Source organism: Streptomyces sp. NRRL F-5727, from assembly GCF_000719555.1.
Classification (GTDB): domain Bacteria; phylum Actinomycetota; class Actinomycetes; order Streptomycetales; family Streptomycetaceae; genus Streptomyces.
The window spans coordinates 121,210-142,202 of record NZ_JOGX01000010.1 but is presented as its reverse complement, the minus strand read 5'-3'; the positions used below and the strand labels follow the sequence as shown (position 1 = coordinate 142,202).

The window sequence follows — 20,993 nt, the reverse complement described above, 5'->3', positions numbered from 1 at the left end:
GGGCTCTTGTTTCGACATGTGTCAACATAGGCGTATGTCGAACGTGAAGGCGCTCCCGCTGCTCCAGCCCGCCGTCGAGCCGTGCTGCCCGCCGCTCACGGAACGCCCGCTGACGGCCGAGGAGGCGGAGCGGACCGCGGTCATGTTCAAGGCCCTGGGCGATCCGGTGCGCCTGCGGCTGTTCTCCGCCGTCGCCTCCCACGAGGGCGGCGAGGCGTGCGTCTGCGACATCTCGGACGTGGGCGTCTCGCAGCCCACCGTCTCCCACCACCTGAAGAAGCTGAAGGAGGCCGGGCTGCTCTCCTCCGAGCGGCGCGGGACCTGGGTGTACTACCGGGTGGAGCCGGGGGTCCTCGCGGCGATGGGGCAGTTGCTGAGCCCGTCGACCTCCGCCTGAGGACGAACGACGGCAGCGGCGCTGGAACACCCGGCCGCCTTCCGCGCGCTCGCGCGGTGGGTGGAGCGGCGACCGCCGAGCGCCGAAACGCGGAGGGGCGCCGGCCGTGGCGGCCGACGCCCCTCCGCGAGGGCGGAACCGGGCCGTCAGGACAGCGCGCTCACGAACCCCGCGAGGCGTCCGAGTGCCGCGTCGAGCTGCTCGGGCGGGACCGTGTACGAGATGCGGACGTGGTCCGGGGCGGCGAAGTCGGCGCCGGGGACGACCGCCACCTGGGCTTCGGCCAGGAGGAGTTCGGCGAAGCCGGCGGCCGACGTGATGGTGCGGCCGGCGCAGGTCTTCCCGTACAGGCCGCTGACGTCGGCGAGGAGGAAGAAGGCGCCTTCCGGGTTGCCGTCGACCCGCAGGCCGGGGATGTCGCCGATCGCCTTGACGGTCGCGAGGCGGCGGGCATCGAGTCCGGAGCGGCGGCGCTCCAGTTCGGCGCCGAGGTCGGCGGTCAGTGCGCCGAGGGCGGCCCGCTGGGCGATGGAGGACGGCGCGGAGGCGGTGTGGCTCTGCAGGGCCGTGACGGTGGAGGCCAGTTCGGCCGAGGCCGCGAGCCAGCCGATGCGCCAGCCGGTCATGGCGAAGGTCTTGGAGACGCCGCCGATGGTGACGGTGCGGGCGGCGATCTCGGCGCCCAGCGCGGCCACGGAGGCGAAGCGGGCGTCGCCGAAGACCCAGTGGTCGCAGATCTCGTCGCTGATGATGACGAGGTCGTGCTCGACGGCCACTGCGGCCAGGGCCGCCAGTTCGTAGCGGCTGTAGACGACGCCGGAGGGGTTGGCGGGGCTGTTGAGGAGCAGGATCCTCGTGCGGTCGGTGACCGCTTCCCGGACCTGCTCGGGCGTGACCTTCAGGCCGGCGCCGGGAGCGGGGCGGACGGGGACCGGGGCTCCCCCGGCCAGGGCGATGAGGTGGGGGTAGCTGACCCAGTACGGGGCGGGGACGAGCACCTCGTCACCCGGGTCGAGCAGGGCCGTGAAGGCGTGGTGCAGGGCCTGCTTGGCGCCCGCCGTGACGACGACCTGTGCCGCCTCGTACGCCGCGCCGTGGCGGTTGAGGTGCGCGGCGATCGCCGTACGGAGTGCGGGGACGCCGGCGGCCGGCGTGTAGCGGGTGAAGTCCTCGGCTATGGCCCTCTCCGCCGCGCGGGCGGCGGGTTCGACGGTCGGGAACGCCGGTTCGCCGCTGGTCAGGTTGATGACGTCGACGCCCTCGGCGACGAGGGCCTTGGCCTGGGCGTCGAGCGCGGCGGTGGCCGAGGGCCGGACGGCGGCGGCACGCGCGGCGGGACGGAGCGGGTTCACGGGGTTCCTCACGGGTCAGAGGCGGACGGCGAAGTGACCGAGCGTGGCTTCGTGGCCCCGGCGGAGGGCCGCGGCGCGGGCGCCCCGGTCGACGACCTCCACGCAGCCGTCACAGAAGCGCACGTCGGTGGTGCGGGCGGAGCGGCGGGCACTGCGGAGCCGGCGGAGCGAGGTGAGGAGAGACGGCATGACGCGACCTCGATTCATAGACGCTTATCTATGAGATGAGTATGGCGTGACATATAGATGACTGTCAATGAGTTGGGTGCGGGCGGTCCGGAAGGCGGGCGACTCTGGACGCGGCGCGCCGCCATCGGCCACATTGGGCCGCATGATCGAGCCCCTGACCACCGAACCCCCGTCCGGATCCTGCTGCCCCGACCCCATGACACCGGATCAGGCGGAGGAGCTGTCGGTCATGTTCAAGGCCCTGGCGGACCCGGTGCGCCTGCGGATCGCCAGCATCGTGGCCTGCTGCCCGGCGGGCGAGGTCTGCATGGGCGAGATCGCCGCCGAGTTCGATCTGACCGGCCCGACCATCAGCCACCACCTGCGCAAGCTGCGGGAGGCCGGCATCCTCGCCTCGGAACGGCGCGCGAACGAGGTCTACTACTTCGTCCGCCCGGACCGGATCGAGCACCTGATCGGCCCACTGGCGGGGATGCGGAGTGCGGCCTGCACGCCTTCGCGCTGCTGAGAACACGCGGAGCCGAGTACGCGGAAACGGCTGCGGCCCGCCCCGAAGCCAGGGGGCGGGCCGTTGCCGTCTTACACAGTGCTGGTGAAGCCTGCCGGCGCCGAAGGCCGGCCCATGGGGGACTCAGAGCCAGATGGGGGCCGTGTAGCCCAGGACGAGCGCGCCGGTGAAGAGGATGCCGACGACCAGGGCGACGACACGCCAGCGGGCGATGAGGAGCATGCCGCTGATGGCGCCGATGCTGGTACCCGCACCGGTCACGAGGAAGGCGAGGGCCGGGCCGGGGCCCATGCCGCCCTGCATCAGGGTGGCGACGAGCGGGAGCGAGCCGTCGGAGTTCAGGTAGACCGGGATGCCGATGAGGGCGGCGACCGGGACCGCGAAGACGTTGCCGTCACCGAGGAACTCGGTGAGGTAGTGCGTCGGGATCGAGTTGATGAGCAGGAAGCCGAGGGTGGCGAAGCCCAGGAAGTAGAGCGCGAGGCGCTTGACGTTGACCTTCAGCTCCTCACCGAACTCCTTGAGCTTCCAGCGCTCCACGACACCGGCCGGAGCGGGCGCGGGAACGGGCTTGGGCGCGACCGGACGGGTGAGCAGGGCCGTACGGGCCAGTCCGCCGCCACCGGCAGGAACGCCGCCGCCGGCCGAGACGCCGCCACCGGAGCCCTCGATCTCGCCTTCGTCGCCGCAGCAGCTCTCGGACGCCTTCTCCTCCGCCTGGTGGGCGGTGAGACGCGCCTGCCCCTCCAGCCAGCCGGTCTTCTCGATCAGCCAGGTGACGACACCGGCGAAGACGCCGAGGACCATCGCGGCCACGAAGAAGGTGGTGGCGAAGTCGAAGCCGAAAAGCCCGGTCGACAGCACGTACTCCTCGGGGCTGGTCAGCGGCGAGGCCACCATGAAGGTGACGACCGGGGCCCACGGCACGCTGGAGGCGAGCGCCCCGAGGACGACCGCGGTCGTGCCGCAGGAGCAGAACGGGGTGAGGGTCGCCAGGACGATCGCACCGAGCACCGCGACCGCGGTCTTGCGGCGCATCCAGGCCGACAGGCGGTCCGCCCCGATGTAGACGGGGATGGCCGAGGCCAGGACCACGCTGATGAGCAGGAACGGCCAGTTGGCGGAGAGGGAGTGGCCGACGTCCTGGGCGGTGCGCCACAGGACGTCGAGGACGGTGTCGATCACGGGGGCTCCAGCAATTCATAGACGGCTGTCGATGGGTCAGACTCTGCCGGAACTCATAGATGACTGTCAATGAATCTCGGGAACAATTCATAGATGACCATCGTTGAGTCCGGTATGCCCACGTCGATCTCGGAGCTGTGCTGCTCCCCCGTGCTCGCCGGCCCGCTCACGCCCGAGGCCGCCGACGATCTCGCGACCGCCCTGAAGGTGGTGGCGGACGCCACCCGCCTGCGCCTGCTCGGCCTGATCCGCTCCCAGCCCAGCGGCGAGGCGTGCACCTGCGACCTCACCGAACCCCTGGGCCTCACCCAGCCGACCGTCACGCACCACCTGCGGGTGCTGTACGAGGCCGGGTTCCTGGAGCGCGAGAAGCGCGGGCGCCAGACCTACTACCGGATCGCCCCGGAGAGCATGAGCGTGCTCTGCCAGGCGCTCGACCCGTCGCCCCAGCTCCTCGCAGCGAGCTGACCAGGCACGACAACACCCTTTCCCCAAGGGCCGGTTCATCCCCGCGTCACGCGAGGAGGACCGGCCCTTCGGCATCTCCAGGCAGGTGGATGCCGGGCGCAGTTCATGCCACCGGTGATCCCTTCCACGCCCTGGGTGGGCTCGGACAGACTCATGAACACCGGAAGGGCGGCAAGCCCCCGGGACACCGGGAAAGGCCGCCGAGGCCGCCGGTCGACAAAAAGCCACCGTCATCGCCCAGGGGAGAGCCATGTCTGTTTCGCGTACCTCGATGCGTCTTGCCACCGCCGCACTCGTCGCCGTGATCGGACTCGGTGCCACCTCGACCCTGGGCGCGACCGCCCTCCCCGCCCTCGCCGGGGCCGGCTGGGACACCGTCCCCACCGACTCCACGGACGGTGCCGGCTGGGACGTGGCCCCCGTCGTCCTCGCCTCCTCCATCGACGGCGCGGGCTGGGACATCGCCCCCGCGACGACCGACGACTCCACCGACGGCGCCGGCTGGGACGTGGCCCCCGCGACGACCGACGGCGCCGGCTGGGACTCGGTCCCGACCGACCCCTCCACCGACGGCGCCGGCTGGGACTGACCACCACCCCTCGCCCTTCCCGCCGGGCACCCGACCCGCACCCCCGCGCACCGCTGACCCCACGAGGAGAGCACCCATGAGCACCACCTGCTGCAGCACCACCGCCGAGGAGCCCGCCCCGGTCCTCCCGGTCGTCGAGTCCGCCTCCACCGGCTGCTGCTCGACCCCCGAGCCGGCCGAGAAGGCCGCCGAGGAGCAGGCGTCCTCCTGCTGCGGCAGCGAGACCGAGAAGCCCGAGCCCGTCGAGGCGTCCGGCTGCTGCGACGCCCCTGCCACCGAGCCCGAGCCCGCCGAGGCCTCCGGCTGCTGCGGCCCCGCCGAGCCCGAGCCGGTCGCGGCCTCCGGATGCTGCGGCCCCCAGGAGGAGCAGGCCGAGCCCGCCCAGGTGCGCACCGGTCTCTCCCTGGACGACGCGGTCGCGGCGCTCGGCGGCGGCATCCCGCAGGCCACCGACCCCACCCCGTACGCCCAGGTGGACTGGCTGACGGCGACCGAGGAGAGCCTGAAGGGCGCGAAGGCCTGGCACACCGTCGCCGACCGCGGCGAGGGCGACGTCGCCTTCCTGCCGGGGTACGTCTTCGACGTCGACCCGATCGTGGACGCCGACCCCCGTACGCTCCTGGGCTGGCAGCCGAAGGACGGCACCGCCGCCTGCTGCTCGGCCACCTCCTCGTGCTGCGAGTCCGCCACCGACACCGTCGAGGCTCTCGGCTCCGACGCGTTCTTCCCGTCGCTGCTGCTCGGCTCCCCGCTCGGCTACCGCTCCGAGGCGACCGCGTCCGTCGAGGACCCGCTGCTCGTCGCCGACCTGGTCGACCACATCGTCCCGGCGGCGATCGAGGCCGGAATCCGCTCGATCACCGCCCCGTGGCTGCACAACAGCGCGTACAGCGACGTCCTCGCCCTGGCGCTCCAGGCGTACGGCGGCGACATCGCCTTCCACGGCGAGAACAACCTGCTCGACCTCCAGCACGACAGCTACGACGCCTACCTGGCCTCGCTGCCGGCCCGGAAGCGGCGCCGCGTGAAGGAGGATCGCGAGCGCGCGGACAACTCCGGGACCCGTATCGAGCGCAAGGACGGCGAAGAGCTGCGCCCGCTGATCGGCCGGATCACCGAGCTCGTGACGCACAACCGCCAGAAGTACGAGGGCGGCGAGGACGAGGCGCACATCGGCGCCCTGCTGACCTCGCTGGTCGAGGGCGGCGCCGACATCCGCGCGTACCTCGTCCACAAGGACGACGCCGTGGTCGCGGCCTCGGTGATGGTCCGGCGCGGCAAGCGGCTCTTCGTGAAGTGGGCCGGCTTCGACTACGAGGCGCTGGGCGAGCGCAGCGGCGTGTACTTCGAGATCGCCCTCGACCGTCCGCTGCGCGACGCCTTCGCCGAGGGCGTCACCGCGATCGAGGCGGGCCCGGGCGCGGACGAGGCCAAGCGGCTGCGCGGCTTCCGTCCGGGGCAGATCCGCTCCGTCGTCCTGGTCGCCGACGCCGCGCTCCGGCCGAAGGTCGCCGAGCTGCACGCCGCCTACGGCCAGGCCCGCCGCGAGGCGCTCGGCTCGACCGCCGAGGAAGCGGCGCCGACGACGGCGATCGGCCGGCTCAAGGCGAAGCTGCTCGGCAGCACGGCCTACGAGCCGATCAAGCCCCTGCAGCCCGAGGGCGGCTGCTGCGGCTGACCCGCGATCCGGGTCCGCTCCTCACCACGACTCCACACCGCCCCCGTAGAGCCGGTCCGGTGCCTCGCGCACCGGGCCGGCCGGGCGCGTTCCCGGCGGAGGCGCCGCCGGGGGGCCGGTCGGTCGGCGGGCCGGTTCAGTCCGTCCAGCCGGCCTTGGCCGCGAGGACGCCGGCCTCGAAGCGGCTGCGGGCGCCGAGCCGGGCCATCAGCTCGGACATGATCCGGCGCTCCGTGCGCAGGCCGATGCCGAGCTTCTTCGCGGCGATCTCGTCGGTGGCGCCCTGCGTGAGCTGGCGCAGGAGCTCCCGCTCCTGGGCGGTCAGACCCGCGTCGTCCCGGTCGCGGACGCTGCCGAGGGGTGCCGCGCGCTCCCACACCTGGTCGAACAGGGAGACCAGGGCGGTCATGACGCCGGGGCCGGTCAGCTGCACGGCCCCCTTCTTGGTGTTGTCCGGGTCGACGGGGAGCAGGGCGACCTCGCGGTCGAAGAGCACCATCCGCAGCGGCAGGGCCGGGACGGTGCGCACCTCGCCGCCGTTGTCGTGCAGCCAGTGCGCGTACTCGACGGTGGGGTTGTCGTTGCGGACGCTGTCGAGGTAGGCGGTCAGGACCCGCACGCCGCGCCGCATCAGCTGCTCGTCGAGGGGCCGGCTCGCCTCCAGGCTGGCCGCGGACTGGGCGCCGCCGGGCATGAAGGACAGGCACTCGTGGGTGCTGCGGTGGGCCAGCTCTTCGAGGCGTGCCTGGATGGCGTCGATGCCCTGGAGGTACTCGACGCCGTGCCGCTCACCGGTGCGCAGCTCGGCGTACTCGGCGAGCAGGGTACTGATGGCGGCCTGCGATTCGGCGAACTGCTGCTGCTGGGCCAGGAGTTCCGCCTGCTGGCGCTGGAGCAGGAGCTGGAAGCCCAGGTTGGGGCTGACGGGGCGCACGCCGCCGGGGGCCTGGAGCGAGCGGCGCAGGAGGTTGAGTTCGGCGAGTCGGTCCAGCGCTTCCCGTATCTCCGACTCCGGGCGGGCCAGATGGCCGGCCAGCTCCGCGACACCCCAGTCCTGGTGCGTGAGCATCAGGCGGTAGACCGTCTCGGCGTCCGCATCCAGTCCCAAACTCGCCAGCACAGCGACCCCCCGGCCCGTGTCTCAACAACTGAGACACCTTCGTCAGTCCATTGGCGAGCGCCGATCTTTGCAGCTCAGGGCACCCGCAGACAAGACGTGTTCGCCCTGTGATCAGGCTCCGCGAGAGACGCTCAAGCCCGTACCGAGCGACCGGAATTACCCCTCGCAGGCAGGTCGTTGCCGGACGCGGTTCATGCCAGCCGATATCCCTTCCGTCGCCGCCGGGGCCTCAGCAGACTGGTGATCACAAAGGTTCGGCAGGCCGGCACTACGGATTCCGCACCTGACTTCACGCCCCTTTTCGCGGGGCATTCCATCCACCACACACGGAGGACAGCCATGTCCGCTGCGCGGAGTCTGCTGCGCCTGGCCAACAGGGCCGCCGCCGTCGCCCTGGGCTTCTCGCCCGCCGGCGGGCACGGCTGCGGCCCGAAGTGCCGTCACGCCGAGCTGTACGCCGAGATCACTCCGGCCGAGGCCGACCAGCACGTGTGGTCCGTACCTGGGCTCGCCGCCCGACCGGGAGGCCCCATGCTCATGGCCACCGCCACCCTCGTCGCCACCGACGCCGCCGCGCACCGGACCCTGCAGGCGGCGGCGGTGACGGACATCGTCTGGGCGTCCGCGATGGTCGAGGACGACCTTGAGCATGTCCACGCCAGTTCCACTCCGGGCCGAATCGAGCTGACCTTCTTCCACCGCACGCGTAACCCCGCCGAGGCGATTTCCGCCGCGTGGGAAATCTGCGTGCGGGCGCTGAATTCCAGCCCTTCTCTGGCCCATTGGCGGATCACCTCCGCCCCCCGACTTCCCGACGCCCTCCCCGGCTCGGGCCCCCTTCCTGCGTGATCCAGATCACACACCCCTGCGAGGAGTACCACCCATGAGCGGCATCAACGACCCCCGTCTCAAGGCCGAAGAGCTCACCGTCGAGCCGCTGGCCGCCATCGACCACGACGTGAAGGTGCTCGGCTCGAAGAGCTACACCAACCGGCAGATCGCCGTCGCCGCCCTGTCCGGCAAGGAAGGCGTGATCGACGGGGCGCTCATCTCCGACGACACCGTCTTCTTCACCAAGGCCGTCGAGTCCTTCGGGCACGTCAGCGCCGAGATCGACCACGCGGCCCACCGGATCGCCTTCACCCCCACGGGCAAGCCGATGACGGCCCCGCAGGAGGAGATCTTCGTCGGCGGCGCCGGAACCCCGCTGCGCTTCCTCATCTCCATGGCCGGCCTCGCCGAGGGCACCACCACCATCACCGGCAACGCCCGCATGCAGGAGCGCCCGTTCGGCGACCTGCTCGCCGCCCTGCCCGGTCTCGGCGTCGAGGCGGTCGCGGTGCGCGGCAACGGCTCCCCGCCGATCCGCGTCACCGGCGGCAACTTCGCCGGCGGGAAGACGAGGATCTCCGGCGCCGTCTCCAGCCAGTACACCTCCTCGCTCCTCATCAGCTCCGTGCTCGCGAAGCAGGACACCGAGATCGAGATCGTCGACGAACTGGTCTCCAAGCCGTACGTCGAGATGACCCTCGCCACCCTCGCCGAGCACGGCATCACCGTCGAGCGCGACGGCTACCGCTGGTTCAAGGTGCCCGCCGGGCAGTCCTTCAAGGGCGGCCACGCGGTCGTCGAGCCGGACGCCTCGGGCCTGTCGTACTTCATCGCCGCCGCCGCGATCCTCGGCGGCCGGGTCACCATCCCCGGCATCGGCTCCACCTCCCACCAGGGCGACGTCGGCCTGGTCGAGGTCCTCGGCCGGATGGGCGCCCACACCGAGGTCACCGAGAACTCGGTCACCGTCAAGGGCGGACAGCTCCGCGGCATCGAGGTCGACATGGACGCCATGCCCGACGTCGTCCCCTCGCTCGCCGCCGTCGCCGCCTTCGCCGAGGGCCCGACCCACATCACGAACATCGCCAGCCTCCGGGTCAAGGAGTGCGACCGCATCGCGGCCGTCACCACCGAGCTGCGCAAGATGGGCGTCGAGGTCGACGAGTACGACGACGCCATGACCGTCCACGGCGGCCCCTCGCACGGCGCGGTCATCGACACCTACGACGACCACCGCATCGCCATGACCTTCGCGATCATGGGCCTGCGCACTCCGGGCGTCGTCATCAAGGACCCCGGCTGCGTCGCCAAGTCCTTCCCCGCCTTCTGGCAGACCCTGGACACCCTGCGATGACCGGGACCACCGACACGCACCCCGGCATCCTGCTCGTCCTGGACGGCTGGGGCCACGCCGAACCGGGGGCCGGCAACGCCCTCGCGGTCGCGGACACCCCCGTCCTGGACGGCATCCGCGCCAAGTACCCCGCCACGCTCGTCGAAGCCTCGGGCGAGCACGTCGGCCTGCTGCCCGGCACGGTCGGCAACTCCGAGATCGGCCACATGGTCATCGGCGCCGGCCGCCCCCTGGACTACGACAGCGTCCTCGTCCAACGGCAGATCGACACCGGCGGGCTGCGCGACAACCCGCGCCTCACCGAGGCGCTCGACGCCCTCGCGGCCGGCGGCGGCGCCCTGCACCTGATCGGGCTGGTCTCCGACGGGCAGATCCACGCCCACGTCGACCACCTGCACGAGCTGCTCTCCATCGCCGCCGCCCGGGGCGTGGAGCGGGTCTGGGTGCACGCCGTCACCGACGGACGCGATGTCGCCGACCGCACGGCAGGGCACTACCTCGGCCGGGTCGAGGAGTTCTTCGCCACGACCGGCGTCGGCCGCCTCGCCACGGTCTCCGGCCGCGGCTACGCCCTCGACAAGAGCGGCGACCTGGAGCTGACCGCCAAGGTCACCCAGGCGGTCGCCGACGGGCGCGGAGCCCTGGCCCGCGACTACGGCCAGGTGCTGGCGGGCGCCGGTGACGGCGACGTCTGGGTCACGCCGACCGTCCTCACCGACGCCGCCGGCACACCGCTGGCGACCGTACGGGACGGGGACGCGGTCCTGTTCGCCAACTTCCGCAGCGACCGCATCCAGCAGCTCGCCGACGACCTGGTCAAGCACCTGGCCGAGAGCGACGTGCGGATCCTCTCCCTGACCCAGTACGACACCGAGGCGGACATCCCCGCCCTGGTCGGCCGCGCCGACGCCTCCGGGGGTCTCGCGGACCAGCTGGAGGCACACGGTCTGCGGTCCGTGCGGGTCGCGGAGCAGGAGAAGTTCGAGCACGTCACCTACTACCTGAACGGGCGCGACGAGCGGCGCCGGGAGGTCGAGGAGCACGTCCGGATCACCTCGGACGAGGCGCCCGAGTACACCGCCCGACCCGAGATGAACCTCGACCGGGTCGCCGACGCGGTGATCGAGGCCGCCGGCCGGTCCGACGTCGCCCTGGTGGCGGCCAACCTCGCCAACATCGACGTTGTCGGCCACACCGGCGACCACGACGCCACCGTCAAGGCCGCCGAGCACACCGACGGCCAGGTCGACCGGATCCTGACCGCCGCCGCCGCGACCGGCCGCTGGGTGGTCCTGGTCGGCGACCACGGGAACGCCGAGCGGATGTCCAAGCCCGGCCCGGACGGCACCCCGCTCCCGTACGGCGGGCACACCACCAACCCGGTCCCCGCGGTCGTCGTCCCGGCACCCGGACAGGTCCTGCCCGACGCCCTCCGCGACGGCGGCAGTCTCGCCGACATCGCGCCCACCGTGCTCGCCCTGCTCGGCCGTCCGAGCGGACCCGCCATGACCGGAAGGAGCCTGCTGTGACCCTCGCGCCCCCGCTCGCCCAGACCCACACACCGGGCGGCACCCGCTTCGCCGGCGCCTACGCCGACGGCGCCGTCCGCCACGAGCCGGACGCGGGCCCCGCGCTGGCCGCCGAGGTCCGCGCCAGCGCCGACGGCACCGCCCACGTGCTGACCGTCACCAACCTCACCTCCGAGGCACAGGAGCTGCTCCCCGAGCCGCTGCTGCCGCCCGGCGACGGACCCCTGCTGTTCCTCGGCGGCGCGTCCACCACCGCCGAGCGCGACGGACGGCTCGTCGCCCGCCTCGCCCCCCACGGGTTCGTCCACCTCGGGCGCGCCCTCGACACCGACCAGGAGACCGCCTCATGACCACCGTCACCGGACCCCGCCCCCGCGTGGCGCTGATCGGCGACCACGGCAAGTCCCCCGCCCACGCCCGCCTCGACAGCTTCCGCGCCGAGCTGGAGGTGGACACCGTGTGGGTGCCCACCGAGACGATCACCGGCCCGGAGTCCTTCGACGGCTTCGACGGCCTCTGGGTCGTGCCCGGCTCCCCGTACGAGAACAAGGACGGCGTCCTCGCCGCCGCCCGTCACGCCCGCGAGAACGGCATCCCGTACCTGGGCACCTGCGGAGGTTTCCAGCACGCGCTGATCGAGTACGCCCGCAACGTCGCCGGCCTCAGCGACGCCGACGACGTCCAGTACGACCCCGAGGCCGCGACCCCGCTGATCGTGCCGCTCACCTGCTGCCTCGCCGGCGAGCAGGCGCCCCTGCTGCTGACCGCCGGCAGCCGGCTCGCGGCGGTCTACGACGGCGCCGGGCGCTCGACGGAGACGTACCACTGCAAGTACGGCCTGAACGCGGAGTTCGTCGAGCTGCTCACCGGCGCGGGCGTGCTGTTCAGCGGATGGGACGAGGAAGGCGCCCCGCGGGCCGCCGAGGTGCCCGGGCACCCGTTCTTCATCGGCACCCTGTTCCAGCCCGAGCTGGTCTCGGGGCCGGGCCGGATCCACCGGCTGATCACGGCCTTCACGGCCGAGGTGAGCGCCCGGGCGGCCGTCGCCGTCTGAGGTGGTACGCCCGGCGCGGGCGGTTCACGCCGCCGGACCCACGCCCTCGCCCCAGATCAGCGCGTCGAGCACCGCCCGGTGCTCGGGCCGGACGGCGTACCAGGCCCAGGTGCCGCGCTTCCTGCGGCTCACGAGGCCGGCGTCCACCAGGATCTTCATGTGGTAACTGACGGTCGGCTGGGCGAGGTCGAGCAGCGGCGTCATGTCGCACACGCACGCCTCGCCCTCCGGGGCCGCCAGCAGCACGCTGAGGATCTGCAGCCGGGTCGGATCGGCGACGCCCTTCATGCTCCGGGCCAACGCCTCCGCCCGCTCTCTGGGCAGCGGTTCCACGTCGAGAGGCGCCCCGCAGGTCGGATCCTCGTCGACGAAGGGCAGCAACTCCGAGCGGTGATCGGTCGCTTGTTCCGCTGACATGACGATCACCCTATGTCCGCCCGGACAGCCGTCTGCGTCACATCGAGCGAGTTCACCCACTGTTCGCCTGTCATTCAGCGGACGTCCGAACAGCCCCGCACGTCCTCCCTTCCCTCTCCCACCACCGCAAAGGCACCGCCATGTCTGTCACCTCCACCGAATTCCGAAGCACCGCAGCGGCCCTCACCGGGCGCCGGGTCCGCCGGGGCGCCGCCGCCTCTGCCGGTCTCCTCCTCGCCGCCGTCCTCACCGGCTGCGCCGGCTCCGCGAAGGCCGACAGCGGGGCCCTCCAGGCCAGCGGTTCGACCACGGTCGCCCCGGTCGCCTCCGACGCCGCCGAGGCGCTGAAGGGGAAGGGCCTGAACATCACCGTCGCCACCCAGGGCGGCTCCGCCGGCGGCATCTCCCAGCTCGGCACCGGCCAGATCGAGATCGCCCTCAGCTCCAAGCCGCTCGCCGACAAGGACCGCGCGGCGTACCCGAACGCCGACTTCGTGACGACGCAGATCGGCGCGGACGCCGTCGGCGTCATCATCACCAAGGAGGTCGCCGACGGCGGGGTGAAGAGCCTCTCCAAGGCGCAGGTGCAGGGCCTCTTCGAGGGCAAGATCACCAACTGGAAGGAGGTCGGCGGACCCGACCTCCAGGTCTTCGTGTACGACAAGGAGCCCGGCCGCGGCACCCGCGAGGTCCTCGACAAGTTCGTCTACGGCAAGGGCGAGCCGCCGGCCCCGCCGCAGTCCGCCAACTACGCCGTGGTCGGCGGCAACACCGAGACCCGCAACAAGCTGAAGTCGACCCGCGGTTCCATCGCCCCGCTGTCGACGGGCTTCATCGACGGCCACCCCGACCTGGTCGCCGTGCCCCTGGAGGGCATCGCCCCCACGATGGCGAACGTGGCCTCCGGCAAGTACCCGATGACCCGCCCGCTGTACATGATCACCAACGGGCAGCCCAAGGGCCACGCCAAGCAGTACATCGACTACATCCTGTCGGCCGAGGGCCAGAAGCTGCTGCCCAAGCACGGCTACCTGACCCGCCAGCAGATGGGCCTCTGACGTGAGCCTCACCCTGGAGCGCCCCGCCAAGGCGCACGCGTCCGCCGAGAGGAGGCCGCCCGAGGAGGGCGGCCGCCCCGGCCGGGCGAGATGGGTCTGGGGCTGGGCCTACAGCGGCATCCTCTCCGTCGGACTCGCCCTCGTGGTCCTGGTCGGCTACCTGGCCGACGGCATCGCGAGCGGCACCGTCGACTGGGGAGCCCTGCTCACGTCGTCGACGTGGAGCCCCGGCAACCTCGCCTTCGGCGGCCTGGCCATGATCTACGGCTCGGCGGTCGTCTGCGTCCTCGCCCTGGCCCTCGCCGTGCCGGTCGGCTGGGCAGCGGCCATCGCCCTCTCCGAGTACCTGCCGCCCCGCCTCGCCAAGCCTCTGCGCCTGAGCATCGAGCTGCTCGCCGCGGTCCCCTCCATCGTCTACGGCCTGATCGGCATCATGGTGATCCGGCCGTTCGTCGCCGGCCTCGGCGACGTACCGGGCGGCGACAGCATCCTCGCCGCCGGCATCGTCCTCGCCGTGATGATCATGCCGACGATCGTGGCGGTCAGCGTCGACGCCCTGGCCGCCGTCCCCGGCCGCTACCGCGAGGCCGCGTACTCCCTCGGTCTCACCCGCCGCGAGGTCGTCCGCTCCGCCGTCCTGCCCCAGGCACGCTCGGGCATGCGCTCCGGCGTCCTGCTCGGACTGGCCCGGGCGCTCGGCGAGGCCATCGCGGTCTTCATGGTCATCGGCCGCGCCGACGGACGGCTCCCGCAGTCGTTCGGGGACTTCTTCTCCTCTCTGGTCCGCCCCGGCCAGACTCTGACCACCAAACTCGCCGGACCCGAGCCGATGCTCGCGGGCACCTCGGGCCCGTACTTCGCCGCCCTGTGCGGGCTCGGCATCATCCTGCTGGCCCTGGTCGCCGTCGCCACCGTGTGGGGCACCCGCGGCTCCTCGGCCCGAGTGCGGCGCGGACCACGCGTGCGGCGGACCTCCGCGTGGCTGCGCGGCCCCAAGGACCGGCTGACCACGGCCGTCCGGTACGGCGCTCTGCTCCTGCCGACCGCCCTCCTCCTCGGCATGCTCGGCATCCTGCTGGCCCGCGGTGGCGCGGCGCTCAACCCGGTCTTCTGGTTCACCCCGTCCGCCGGCGCCTCCGACGGAGGCATCCGGGACCAGATCGTCGGCACGCTCCTGCTCCTCGCCACCACGGCGCTGATCGCCCTGCCGCTCGGCTACGGGGCGGGCATCGTGATCGGCACCCGTGCCTCCGCGAAGACGTCCCGGATCCTGGAGACCCTGACCGTGGCGGTCGGCGGGACACCCACCATCCTGCTCGGCCTGGCGGGCTACGTGCTGTTCTGCACGACCATGGGCTGGGGCCGCTCCTGGCTGGCCGGCGCGGTCGTCCTGGTCCCCGTCGTGGTCCCGGTCGTCGCGCTCACCACCGCGGGCCGCGTCCGCGGCATGCCGGGCGAACTCACCGAGAGCGCGCTCGCGCTGGGCCTGACCCGGCCGCAGTACATCCGCTCCGTGGTCATCCCCTACACGTGGCCGGCCACCCTCACCGGCCTGCTGCTCGGCCTGGCCCGCGCGGCGGGCGAGACGGCCCCCCTGATCTTCACCGCCACGGTGTTCTTCGGGGCCCCCGCCCTGCCGACCGGCATCGTCAACGCTCCGGTGCAGGCCCTGCCCACGCACATCTTCACCCTGTCGCAGGACTCCGGCGCCCCCGAGGCGATCGCCCAGGCCTGGGGCAGCGCCCTCGTCCTGGTCCTCATCACCGCGGGACTCCTCACCCTGGCCGTCTTCCTGCGCAACCGATTCGAAGGAGCACGACGTTGGACAACGTGACCACGGGCAACGCGACCCCGGAGAACGTGATCGCCGTCCGCGACCTGCGGGTCCTCGACGGAAAGAAGACCTTGGTCGGGCCGGTCACCTTCGAGCTGCCCGCCGGCTCCACCACCGGCCTGTGCGGCCCTTCCGGCGCCGGCAAGTCCACGGTGCTGCGCGCCCTGGTCGACCTCCTCCCGCACGGACTGCGGCGGGACGGCGAGGTGGACGTGCAGGGACGCACGATCTGCTGCGGCAAGGGAGACGCGACCCTGCGGAGCACGGTCGTCCTGGTGCCGCAGACGCCGGTGGTCTTCGGCGGAAGCATCATGGACAACGCCCTGTTCGGTCTGCGCCACCTGGTCCGCGCCTCGCGGACGGAGATGCGGGACCGGATGGAGAAGGCACTGCGGGAGTCCGGCCTGTGGAACGAGGTCCGCGACCGGCTCGACACCCCGGCGCAGTCGCTCTCCAACGGCCAGCGCCAGCGGCTGTGCCTGGCCCGGGCCCTCGCCCTGGAGCCGGCGGCGCTCCTGCTGGACGAGCCGACCAGCGCCCTGGACGAGCGCAGCCGTGACACGGTCGAGGAGTCGGTGGCGGCGCTGCGCGGCAACCGTACGGTCCTGCTCGTGTCGCACGACCCGGGCCAGGTGGAGCGGCTCTGCGACCGCACGGTCAAGCTGGAGCTGCCGGAGACGGCCGCGCTGGTGGCCGCCTCCTGAACCCCGCATCAGCGGGTCCCGGTGGTCGGGCCCGGTCCGTCGTGAGGAAAGCACGACGGGCCGGGCCCGACGCTTTTCATCCGGCGGTGACGAGCCCGGTCGCGGCGGCCGGCTCCGCGTCGCGGCGGGCCGCGAGATAGCGCTCGGCGTCGAGGGCGGCGGCGCAGCCGGAGCCAGCGGCCGTGATGGCCTGGCGGTAGATGTGGTCGACGACGTCACCGGCGCCGAAGACACCCGGCAGGCTCGTACGGGTCGAGGGGGCCTCGGTCTTCAGGTAGCCCTCCTCGTCGAGTTCGAGCTGGTCGGCGAAGAGCTCGGTGCGCGGGTCGTGGCCGATGGCGATGAACAGGCCGGTCGCGTCCAGCTCGCGGGTCTCGCCGGAGAGGACGTCCCGCAGAACGACGCCGGACAGCATGCCGTTCTCGGACTTGATCTCGGCGACCTCGCTGTCGAAGGCGAAGGAGATCTTGTCGTCGGCGAAGGCGCGGTTCTGCATGGTCTTGGACGCCCGCAGGGTGGAGCGGCGGTGGACGACGGTGACCGAGCGGGCGAAGCGGGTGAGGAAGGTGGCCTCCTCCATGGCGGTGTCGCCGCCGCCGACCACGACGATGTCGCGGTCGCGGAAGAAGAAGCCGTCGCAGGTGGCGCACCAGGAGACGCCGCGACCCGACAGCTCGTCCTCCTGGGGGAGGCCGAGCTTGCGGTAGCCGGAGCCGGTGGCGATGATCACGGCCTTGGCGCGGTGGACGGTGCCGGCGGAGTCGGTGAGGAGCTTGATGTCACCGGCGAGGTCCACGGAGACGATGTCGTCGTCGATCATCTCGGCGCCGAACTTCTCGGCCTGCGCCCGCATGTTGTCCATGAGGTCCGGGCCGTCGATGCCGGTGGGGAAGCCAGGGAAGTTCTCGACCTCGGTGGTGGTGGTGAGCGAGCCGCCGACGAATATGGAGCTGCCGAACAGCAGCGGCTTGAGCTGGGCGCGGGCCGTGTAGAGCGCGGCGGTGTACCCGGCGGGGCCGGAGCCGATGATGATGACCTCGCGGACGTCGTCCTGGGCGCCGGTCGGGGTCGTGGCGGTCGTCATGGTGAGGTCAGTTCTCCTGCTTCTCGGCGTTCTTGGAGTCGATCTCCGCGATGAGGCCCTCGATGAGCCCCTTGATCTCGTCCCGGATGGGACGGACGGCCTCGACCCCCTGGCCGGCCGGGTCCTCCAGGACCCAGTCGAGGTAGGTCTTGCCGGGGAAGTACGGGCAGGCGTCGCCGCAGCCCATGGTGATGATGTAGTCCGACGCCTGGGCGGCCTCGACGGTGAGCACCTTCGGCTTCTGGTCGGAGATGTCGATGCCGAGCTCGGCCATGGCGGCCACGGCGGCCGGGTTGACCCGGTCGCCCGGGAGGGAGCCTGCCGAGCGGACCTCGACGCGGTCGCCCGCCAGGTGGCGGAGGAAGCCGGCGGCCATCTGGGAACGCCCCGCGTTGTGGACGCAGACGAACAGTACGGACGCGAGCGGGGACTCGGACATCGGTTCTTCCTTCACAGCAGGCAGGTATCAGCCCGGGCTGGCATCAGCCCTCAATGATGTGAGAGTATCAGTCCATGCTGACGTCAGTCGACACTGAGCTGTTGAAGGTCCTCGCCGACCCGCTCCGGCTCCAGATCGTGACCCTGCTCGCCCGCGAGACGCTGTGCACCACGCACCTGGTGGAGGAGACAGGGGCCAGACAGACCAACCTCTCCAACCACCTCAAGGTGCTGCGCGAGGCGGGCGTGGTGGAGACCGAGCCCTGCGGCCGGTTCACGTACTACCGACTGAAGCCCGAGGTCCTCGACACGCTCGCCGAGCAGTTCGCCGGCCTCGCCGCCACCGCCCGCGCCCACGCCGACACCAAGAGGTCCTGCCCGTGACCCCCGCCGCCCCCACGACCACGAGCCCCGAGAAGTCGGTGGTCGCGAAGCTGTCGACGCTCGACCGCTTCCTCGCCGTCTGGATCCTCCTCGCCATGGGCCTCGGCCTCGGACTCGGGCGCCTGATCCCCGGCATGGACGACGCGCTCGCGAAGGTCGAGATCGGCGGCATCTCGCTCCCCATCGCCGTCGGCCTGCTGATCATGATGTACCCGGTCCTGGCCAAGGTCCGCTACGACAGGCTCGACGCCGTCACCGGCGACAAGAAGCTCATGGTCTCGTCGCTCGTCATCAACTGGATCCTCGGCCCGGCGCTCATGTTCGCGCTCGCCTGGATCTTCCTGCCGGACCTGCCCGAGTACCGCACCGGCCTGATCATCGTCGGCCTGGCCCGATGCATCGCCATGGTGATCATCTGGAACGACCTGGCCTGCGGCGACCGCGAGGCCGCAGCCGTCCTGGTCGCCCTGAACTCGGTCTTCCAGGTCCTGGCCTTCGGCCTGCTGGGCTGGTTCTACCTCGACATCCTCCCCGGATGGCTCGGCCTGGGCGAGGGCGAGACGCTGGACATCTCGATGTGGAAGATCGCGCTGAACGTCGTCATCTTCCTCGGCGTCCCGCTCGTCGCCGGGTTCCTCACCCGCCGCATCGGCGAGAGGAAGCTGGGCCGGGAGTCGTACGAGGCGAAGTTCCTGCCGAAGATCGGCCCGTGGGCCCTCTACGGCCTCCTCTTCACCATCGTGATCCTCTTCGCCCTGCAGGGGAAGACGATCACCTCGCAGCCGCTGGACGTGGCGCGGATCGCGCTCCCGCTGCTCGTCTACTTCGCCGTCATGTGGTTCGGCACCTTCCTGCTCGGCAAGGCGATCGGCCTGCACTACGACCGGACGGCCACGCTCGCCTTCACGGCGGCCGGCAACAACTTCGAGCTGGCCATCGCCGTCGCGATCGCCACCTTCGGCGTCACCTCCGGCCAGGCCCTCTCCGGCGTCGTCGGCCCGCTGATCGAGGTCCCGGTCCTGGTCGCGCTCGTCTACGTGTCGCTGGCCTGGCGCAGGAAGTTCGCCCCGGCTCAGCGGTAGGCGTCGTCACGCGTCACCCCCAGGTGCCCCGCCCCGCCGTGCGGGCCGGGGCACCGTCGTCGAGAAGGGAATCCCGGGCATGGCCCAGCACCAGACCGCCGAAGTCGGCATCGACGTGGTCGTCATCGGCGGAGGCCAGGCGGGCCTCGCCGCCGGCTACCACCTGCGCCGGGCCGGCCTGGACTTCGTGATCCTGGACGCCGGTACGGCCCCCGGCGGCGCCTGGCGGCACACCTGGGACTCCCTCCATCTCTTCTCCCCCGCCGCGTACTCGTCCCTCCCCGGCCGCATGATGCCCCCGCAGCCGGGCGAGACGTACCCCGACGCCGCCCACGTCGTCACGTACCTCGCCGACTACGAGCGGCGCTACGACCTCCCGGTCCACCGCCCCGTCCGCGTCTCGGGCGTCCACCGCGACGGCGCACGCCTCCGCGTCGCGACCGACTCCGGTACGTGGCGGGCCCGGGCGGTCGTCAGCGCGACGGGCACCTGGTCCCGCCCCTTCGTCCCGGCCGTCCCCGGCCGCACGGAGTTCCGGGGCACCCAGCTCCACACCGTGGAGTACCAGCGCCCCTCCGACTTCGCCGGACAGCGCGTGATCGTGGTCGGCGGCGGCAACTCCGGCGCCCAGATCGCCGCCGACCTCGCGTACGACGCCGACCTGACCTGGGTCACCCTCCGCGAACCGGTCTACCTCGCCGACGACATCGACGGCCGCGCCCTCTTCGACCACGCCACCGCCCGCCGCAAGGCCCTCGACGAAGGCCGCACCGACACCGGCGGCGTCGCCTCCCTCGGCGACATCGTCGCCGTCCCCCCGGTCCGCGCGGCCCGCGACGCCGGCCTCCTCAAACCCCAGCCCATGTTCACCCGCCTCACCGCGACCGGCGTGGAATGGCCCGACGGCACGACGGCGGACGCCGACGCGATCATCTGGTGCACCGGCTTCCGCCCCGCCCTGTCCCTCCTCGCCCCGCTCGGACTGCGCGGCCCCCGCGGCCACATCCCCACCACCGGCACCCAGGCGCTCGGCGAACCCCGCCTCCACCTGCTCGGCTACGGCGACTGGACCGGCCCCGCCTCCGCCACCCTCATCGGTGTCGGCCGCCCCGCCCGCGACGCCGCCCGCGCGATCGCCGAACTCCTGCGCTGAACAGAGAACAAGCCTGGCCAGAGCTGCGGCTTCCTGCGAAGATCGCCCGCCATGGACTACACCCTGCACCGCGTACAGGCGGAGGACTGGCCGGCGTACCGGGCGATACGCCTGGAGATGATCCGGGACACCCCGCTCGCCTACCTGGAGACGATCGACGAGGCGCTCGCCCACCCCGACTCCGAGTGGCAGTTCCGCACGACGCGGGCCGCGAGCCCCGGCAACATCGGTGTCGCGGCCGTCGGCTCCGAAGGGGAATGGGTCGGGGTCATGAACGGATTCCTGCCCGCGCCGGACACGGCCAAGCTGGTCGGCGTCTGGCTGCGTCCGGACCACCGAGGCCCGGTCGGTGGCGTGGCGACGCTCATGCTGGACGAGATCGTGCGCTGGGCACGCGAGGAGACGGCGGCCGAGCGCCTCGTCCTTCTCGTCCACGAGGAGAACCGCCGGGCCATCGCCTTCTACCGGCGTCGCGGCTTCGTGCCGACCGGCCAAAAGAAGCCGTACCCGCTGAACCAGAGCCAGCGCGAACTGGAGATGGCGCTTCCGCTGCGCGGCTGAGGGCCCGTGGCCCCGTCGGCGGCC

At 72.1% G+C, this 20,993-nt stretch carries 24 protein-coding genes; 17 read left to right on the top strand and 7 right to left on the bottom strand.

The features are described from left to right. Positions 1–34: 34 nt before the first annotated feature. Positions 35–397 carry an ArsR/SmtB family transcription factor gene (locus IF73_RS0110795; protein ID WP_031006046.1) on the top strand — a complete coding sequence of 121 codons (363 nt, stop codon included), beginning with the start codon at positions 35–37 and terminating at the stop codon, positions 395–397. Between the two features lie 146 nt (positions 398–543). Here IF73_RS0110795 and IF73_RS0110790 read toward each other — a convergent pair whose 3' ends face one another. Both IF73_RS0110790 and IF73_RS40950 read right to left on the bottom strand, forming a co-directional pair. Next, the gene (locus tag IF73_RS0110790; protein ID WP_051716665.1) at positions 544–1,749 is read right to left on the bottom strand and encodes a pyridoxal phosphate-dependent aminotransferase; all 1,206 of its coding nucleotides are present in this window, start codon (positions 1,747–1,749) and stop codon (positions 544–546) included. 15 nt (positions 1,750–1,764) lie between these two features. Further along, the gene (locus IF73_RS40950; RefSeq protein WP_158821973.1) at positions 1,765–1,938 is read right to left on the bottom strand and encodes a hypothetical protein; all 174 of its coding nucleotides are present in this window, start codon (positions 1,936–1,938) and stop codon (positions 1,765–1,767) included. Positions 1,939–2,080: 142 nt separating this feature from the next. Here IF73_RS40950 and IF73_RS0110780 point away from each other — a divergent pair, with 142 nt between their 5' ends. After that, the gene (locus tag IF73_RS0110780) at positions 2,081–2,446 is read left to right on the top strand and encodes an ArsR/SmtB family transcription factor (protein WP_037878816.1); all 366 of its coding nucleotides are present in this window, start codon (positions 2,081–2,083) and stop codon (positions 2,444–2,446) included. 123 nt (positions 2,447–2,569) lie between these two features. Here the strand turns inward: IF73_RS0110780 and IF73_RS0110775 are convergent, their stop codons facing one another. Further along, positions 2,570–3,631 carry a permease gene (locus IF73_RS0110775; RefSeq protein ID WP_051716664.1) on the bottom strand — a complete coding sequence of 354 codons (1,062 nt, stop codon included), beginning with the start codon at positions 3,629–3,631 and terminating at the stop codon, positions 2,570–2,572. Between the two features lie 93 nt (positions 3,632–3,724). Between IF73_RS0110775 and IF73_RS0110770 the strand changes: the two genes are divergently transcribed. The 3 genes from IF73_RS0110770 to IF73_RS0110760 all read left to right on the top strand — a co-directional run bounded on the left by IF73_RS0110770 (position 3,725) and on the right by IF73_RS0110760 (position 6,366). Continuing rightward, positions 3,725–4,099, top strand: a complete 375-nt coding sequence (locus tag IF73_RS0110770; protein WP_199806635.1) for an ArsR/SmtB family transcription factor — start codon at positions 3,725–3,727, stop codon at positions 4,097–4,099. Between the two features lie 250 nt (positions 4,100–4,349). Next, positions 4,350–4,688: a hypothetical protein gene (locus IF73_RS0110765; protein WP_078868008.1), complete on the top strand. Its 339-nt coding sequence runs from the start codon at positions 4,350–4,352 to the stop codon at positions 4,686–4,688. Positions 4,689–4,764: 76 nt separating this feature from the next. Further along, positions 4,765–6,366 carry a GNAT family N-acetyltransferase gene (locus IF73_RS0110760; protein WP_031006033.1) on the top strand — a complete coding sequence of 534 codons (1,602 nt, stop codon included), beginning with the start codon at positions 4,765–4,767 and terminating at the stop codon, positions 6,364–6,366. 136 nt (positions 6,367–6,502) lie between these two features. Here IF73_RS0110760 and IF73_RS0110755 read toward each other — a convergent pair whose 3' ends face one another. After that, positions 6,503–7,474 (bottom strand): helix-turn-helix transcriptional regulator, encoded by a 972-nt coding sequence (locus tag IF73_RS0110755; protein WP_324616076.1) that lies wholly within the window; start codon positions 7,472–7,474, stop codon positions 6,503–6,505. Between the two features lie 351 nt (positions 7,475–7,825). Between IF73_RS0110755 and IF73_RS0110750 the strand changes: the two genes are divergently transcribed. Genes IF73_RS0110750 through IF73_RS0110730 form a run of 5 tightly spaced genes read left to right on the top strand, consistent with a single transcriptional unit; the run spans position 7,826 to position 12,254 of the window. Further along, positions 7,826–8,335, top strand: a complete 510-nt coding sequence (locus IF73_RS0110750; protein ID WP_031006030.1) for a hypothetical protein — start codon at positions 7,826–7,828, stop codon at positions 8,333–8,335. 34 nt (positions 8,336–8,369) lie between these two features. Beyond that, positions 8,370–9,671, top strand: a complete 1,302-nt coding sequence (gene aroA / locus IF73_RS0110745; RefSeq protein WP_031006029.1) for a 3-phosphoshikimate 1-carboxyvinyltransferase — start codon at positions 8,370–8,372, stop codon at positions 9,669–9,671. Beyond that, positions 9,668–11,200 (top strand): 2,3-bisphosphoglycerate-independent phosphoglycerate mutase, encoded by a 1,533-nt coding sequence (gpmI, locus tag IF73_RS0110740; RefSeq protein WP_031006028.1) that lies wholly within the window; start codon positions 9,668–9,670, stop codon positions 11,198–11,200. Before aroA ends, gpmI begins: the two co-directional genes overlap by 4 nt. Next, positions 11,197–11,550 carry a hypothetical protein gene (locus tag IF73_RS0110735; RefSeq protein ID WP_031006027.1) on the top strand — a complete coding sequence of 118 codons (354 nt, stop codon included), beginning with the start codon at positions 11,197–11,199 and terminating at the stop codon, positions 11,548–11,550. Before gpmI ends, IF73_RS0110735 begins: the two co-directional genes overlap by 4 nt. Further along, positions 11,547–12,254: a glutamine amidotransferase-related protein gene (locus IF73_RS0110730; protein WP_031006026.1), complete on the top strand. Its 708-nt coding sequence runs from the start codon at positions 11,547–11,549 to the stop codon at positions 12,252–12,254. Before IF73_RS0110735 ends, IF73_RS0110730 begins: the two co-directional genes overlap by 4 nt. Before the next feature lie 24 nt (positions 12,255–12,278). On the opposite strand, the gene IF73_RS0110725 is transcribed toward IF73_RS0110730, so the two are convergent. Next, complete coding sequence (locus IF73_RS0110725; protein ID WP_051716672.1) at positions 12,279–12,671, bottom strand: ArsR/SmtB family transcription factor; 393 nt, start codon at positions 12,669–12,671, stop codon at positions 12,279–12,281. A 140-nt stretch (positions 12,672–12,811) separates the two neighbouring features. Here IF73_RS0110725 and IF73_RS0110720 point away from each other — a divergent pair, with 140 nt between their 5' ends. The 3 genes from IF73_RS0110720 to IF73_RS0110710 are packed head-to-tail and all read left to right on the top strand — an operon-like array spanning position 12,812 to position 16,267. Next, positions 12,812–13,729 carry a phosphate ABC transporter substrate-binding protein gene (locus IF73_RS0110720; protein ID WP_051716663.1) on the top strand — a complete coding sequence of 306 codons (918 nt, stop codon included), beginning with the start codon at positions 12,812–12,814 and terminating at the stop codon, positions 13,727–13,729. 1 nt (position 13,730) lies between these two features. Then, positions 13,731–15,563: a phosphate ABC transporter permease subunit PstC gene (gene pstC / locus IF73_RS0110715; protein WP_234338201.1), complete on the top strand. Its 1,833-nt coding sequence runs from the start codon at positions 13,731–13,733 to the stop codon at positions 15,561–15,563. Then, entirely contained in the window at positions 15,551–16,267 is a 717-nt protein-coding gene (locus tag IF73_RS0110710; RefSeq protein ID WP_234338200.1) for an ATP-binding cassette domain-containing protein, read from the top strand. The genes pstC and IF73_RS0110710 overlap by 13 nt, the downstream gene beginning before the upstream one ends. A gap of 76 nt (positions 16,268–16,343) precedes the next feature. On the opposite strand, the gene trxB is transcribed toward IF73_RS0110710, so the two are convergent. Both trxB and IF73_RS0110700 read right to left on the bottom strand, forming a co-directional pair. Continuing rightward, positions 16,344–17,351 carry a thioredoxin-disulfide reductase gene (gene trxB, locus IF73_RS0110705; protein ID WP_051716662.1) on the bottom strand — a complete coding sequence of 336 codons (1,008 nt, stop codon included), beginning with the start codon at positions 17,349–17,351 and terminating at the stop codon, positions 16,344–16,346. Positions 17,352–17,358: 7 nt separating this feature from the next. Next, positions 17,359–17,790, bottom strand: coding sequence for an arsenate reductase ArsC (locus tag IF73_RS0110700; protein WP_031006013.1), 432 nt, complete (start codon positions 17,788–17,790; stop codon positions 17,359–17,361). Positions 17,791–17,864: 74 nt separating this feature from the next. On the opposite strand from IF73_RS0110700, the gene IF73_RS0110695 reads away from it, so the two are divergent. The 4 genes from IF73_RS0110695 to IF73_RS0110680 all read left to right on the top strand — a co-directional run bounded on the left by IF73_RS0110695 (position 17,865) and on the right by IF73_RS0110680 (position 20,969). Continuing rightward, a complete protein-coding gene (locus tag IF73_RS0110695; protein ID WP_031006011.1) occupies positions 17,865–18,173 on the top strand; it encodes an ArsR/SmtB family transcription factor in 309 nt (102 codons plus the stop codon). Further along, positions 18,170–19,255 carry an ACR3 family arsenite efflux transporter gene (arsB, locus tag IF73_RS0110690; RefSeq protein WP_031006009.1) on the top strand — a complete coding sequence of 362 codons (1,086 nt, stop codon included), beginning with the start codon at positions 18,170–18,172 and terminating at the stop codon, positions 19,253–19,255. The genes IF73_RS0110695 and arsB overlap by 4 nt, the downstream gene beginning before the upstream one ends. A 79-nt stretch (positions 19,256–19,334) precedes the next feature. Continuing rightward, positions 19,335–20,408 (top strand): ArsO family NAD(P)H-dependent flavin-containing monooxygenase, encoded by a 1,074-nt coding sequence (locus IF73_RS0110685; RefSeq protein WP_031006007.1) that lies wholly within the window; start codon positions 19,335–19,337, stop codon positions 20,406–20,408. 51 nt (positions 20,409–20,459) lie between these two features. Next, on the top strand, positions 20,460–20,969 hold the full coding sequence (locus IF73_RS0110680) for a GNAT family N-acetyltransferase (RefSeq protein ID WP_031006005.1): 510 nt from the start codon (positions 20,460–20,462) through the stop codon (positions 20,967–20,969). Positions 20,970–20,993 lie beyond the last annotated feature (24 nt).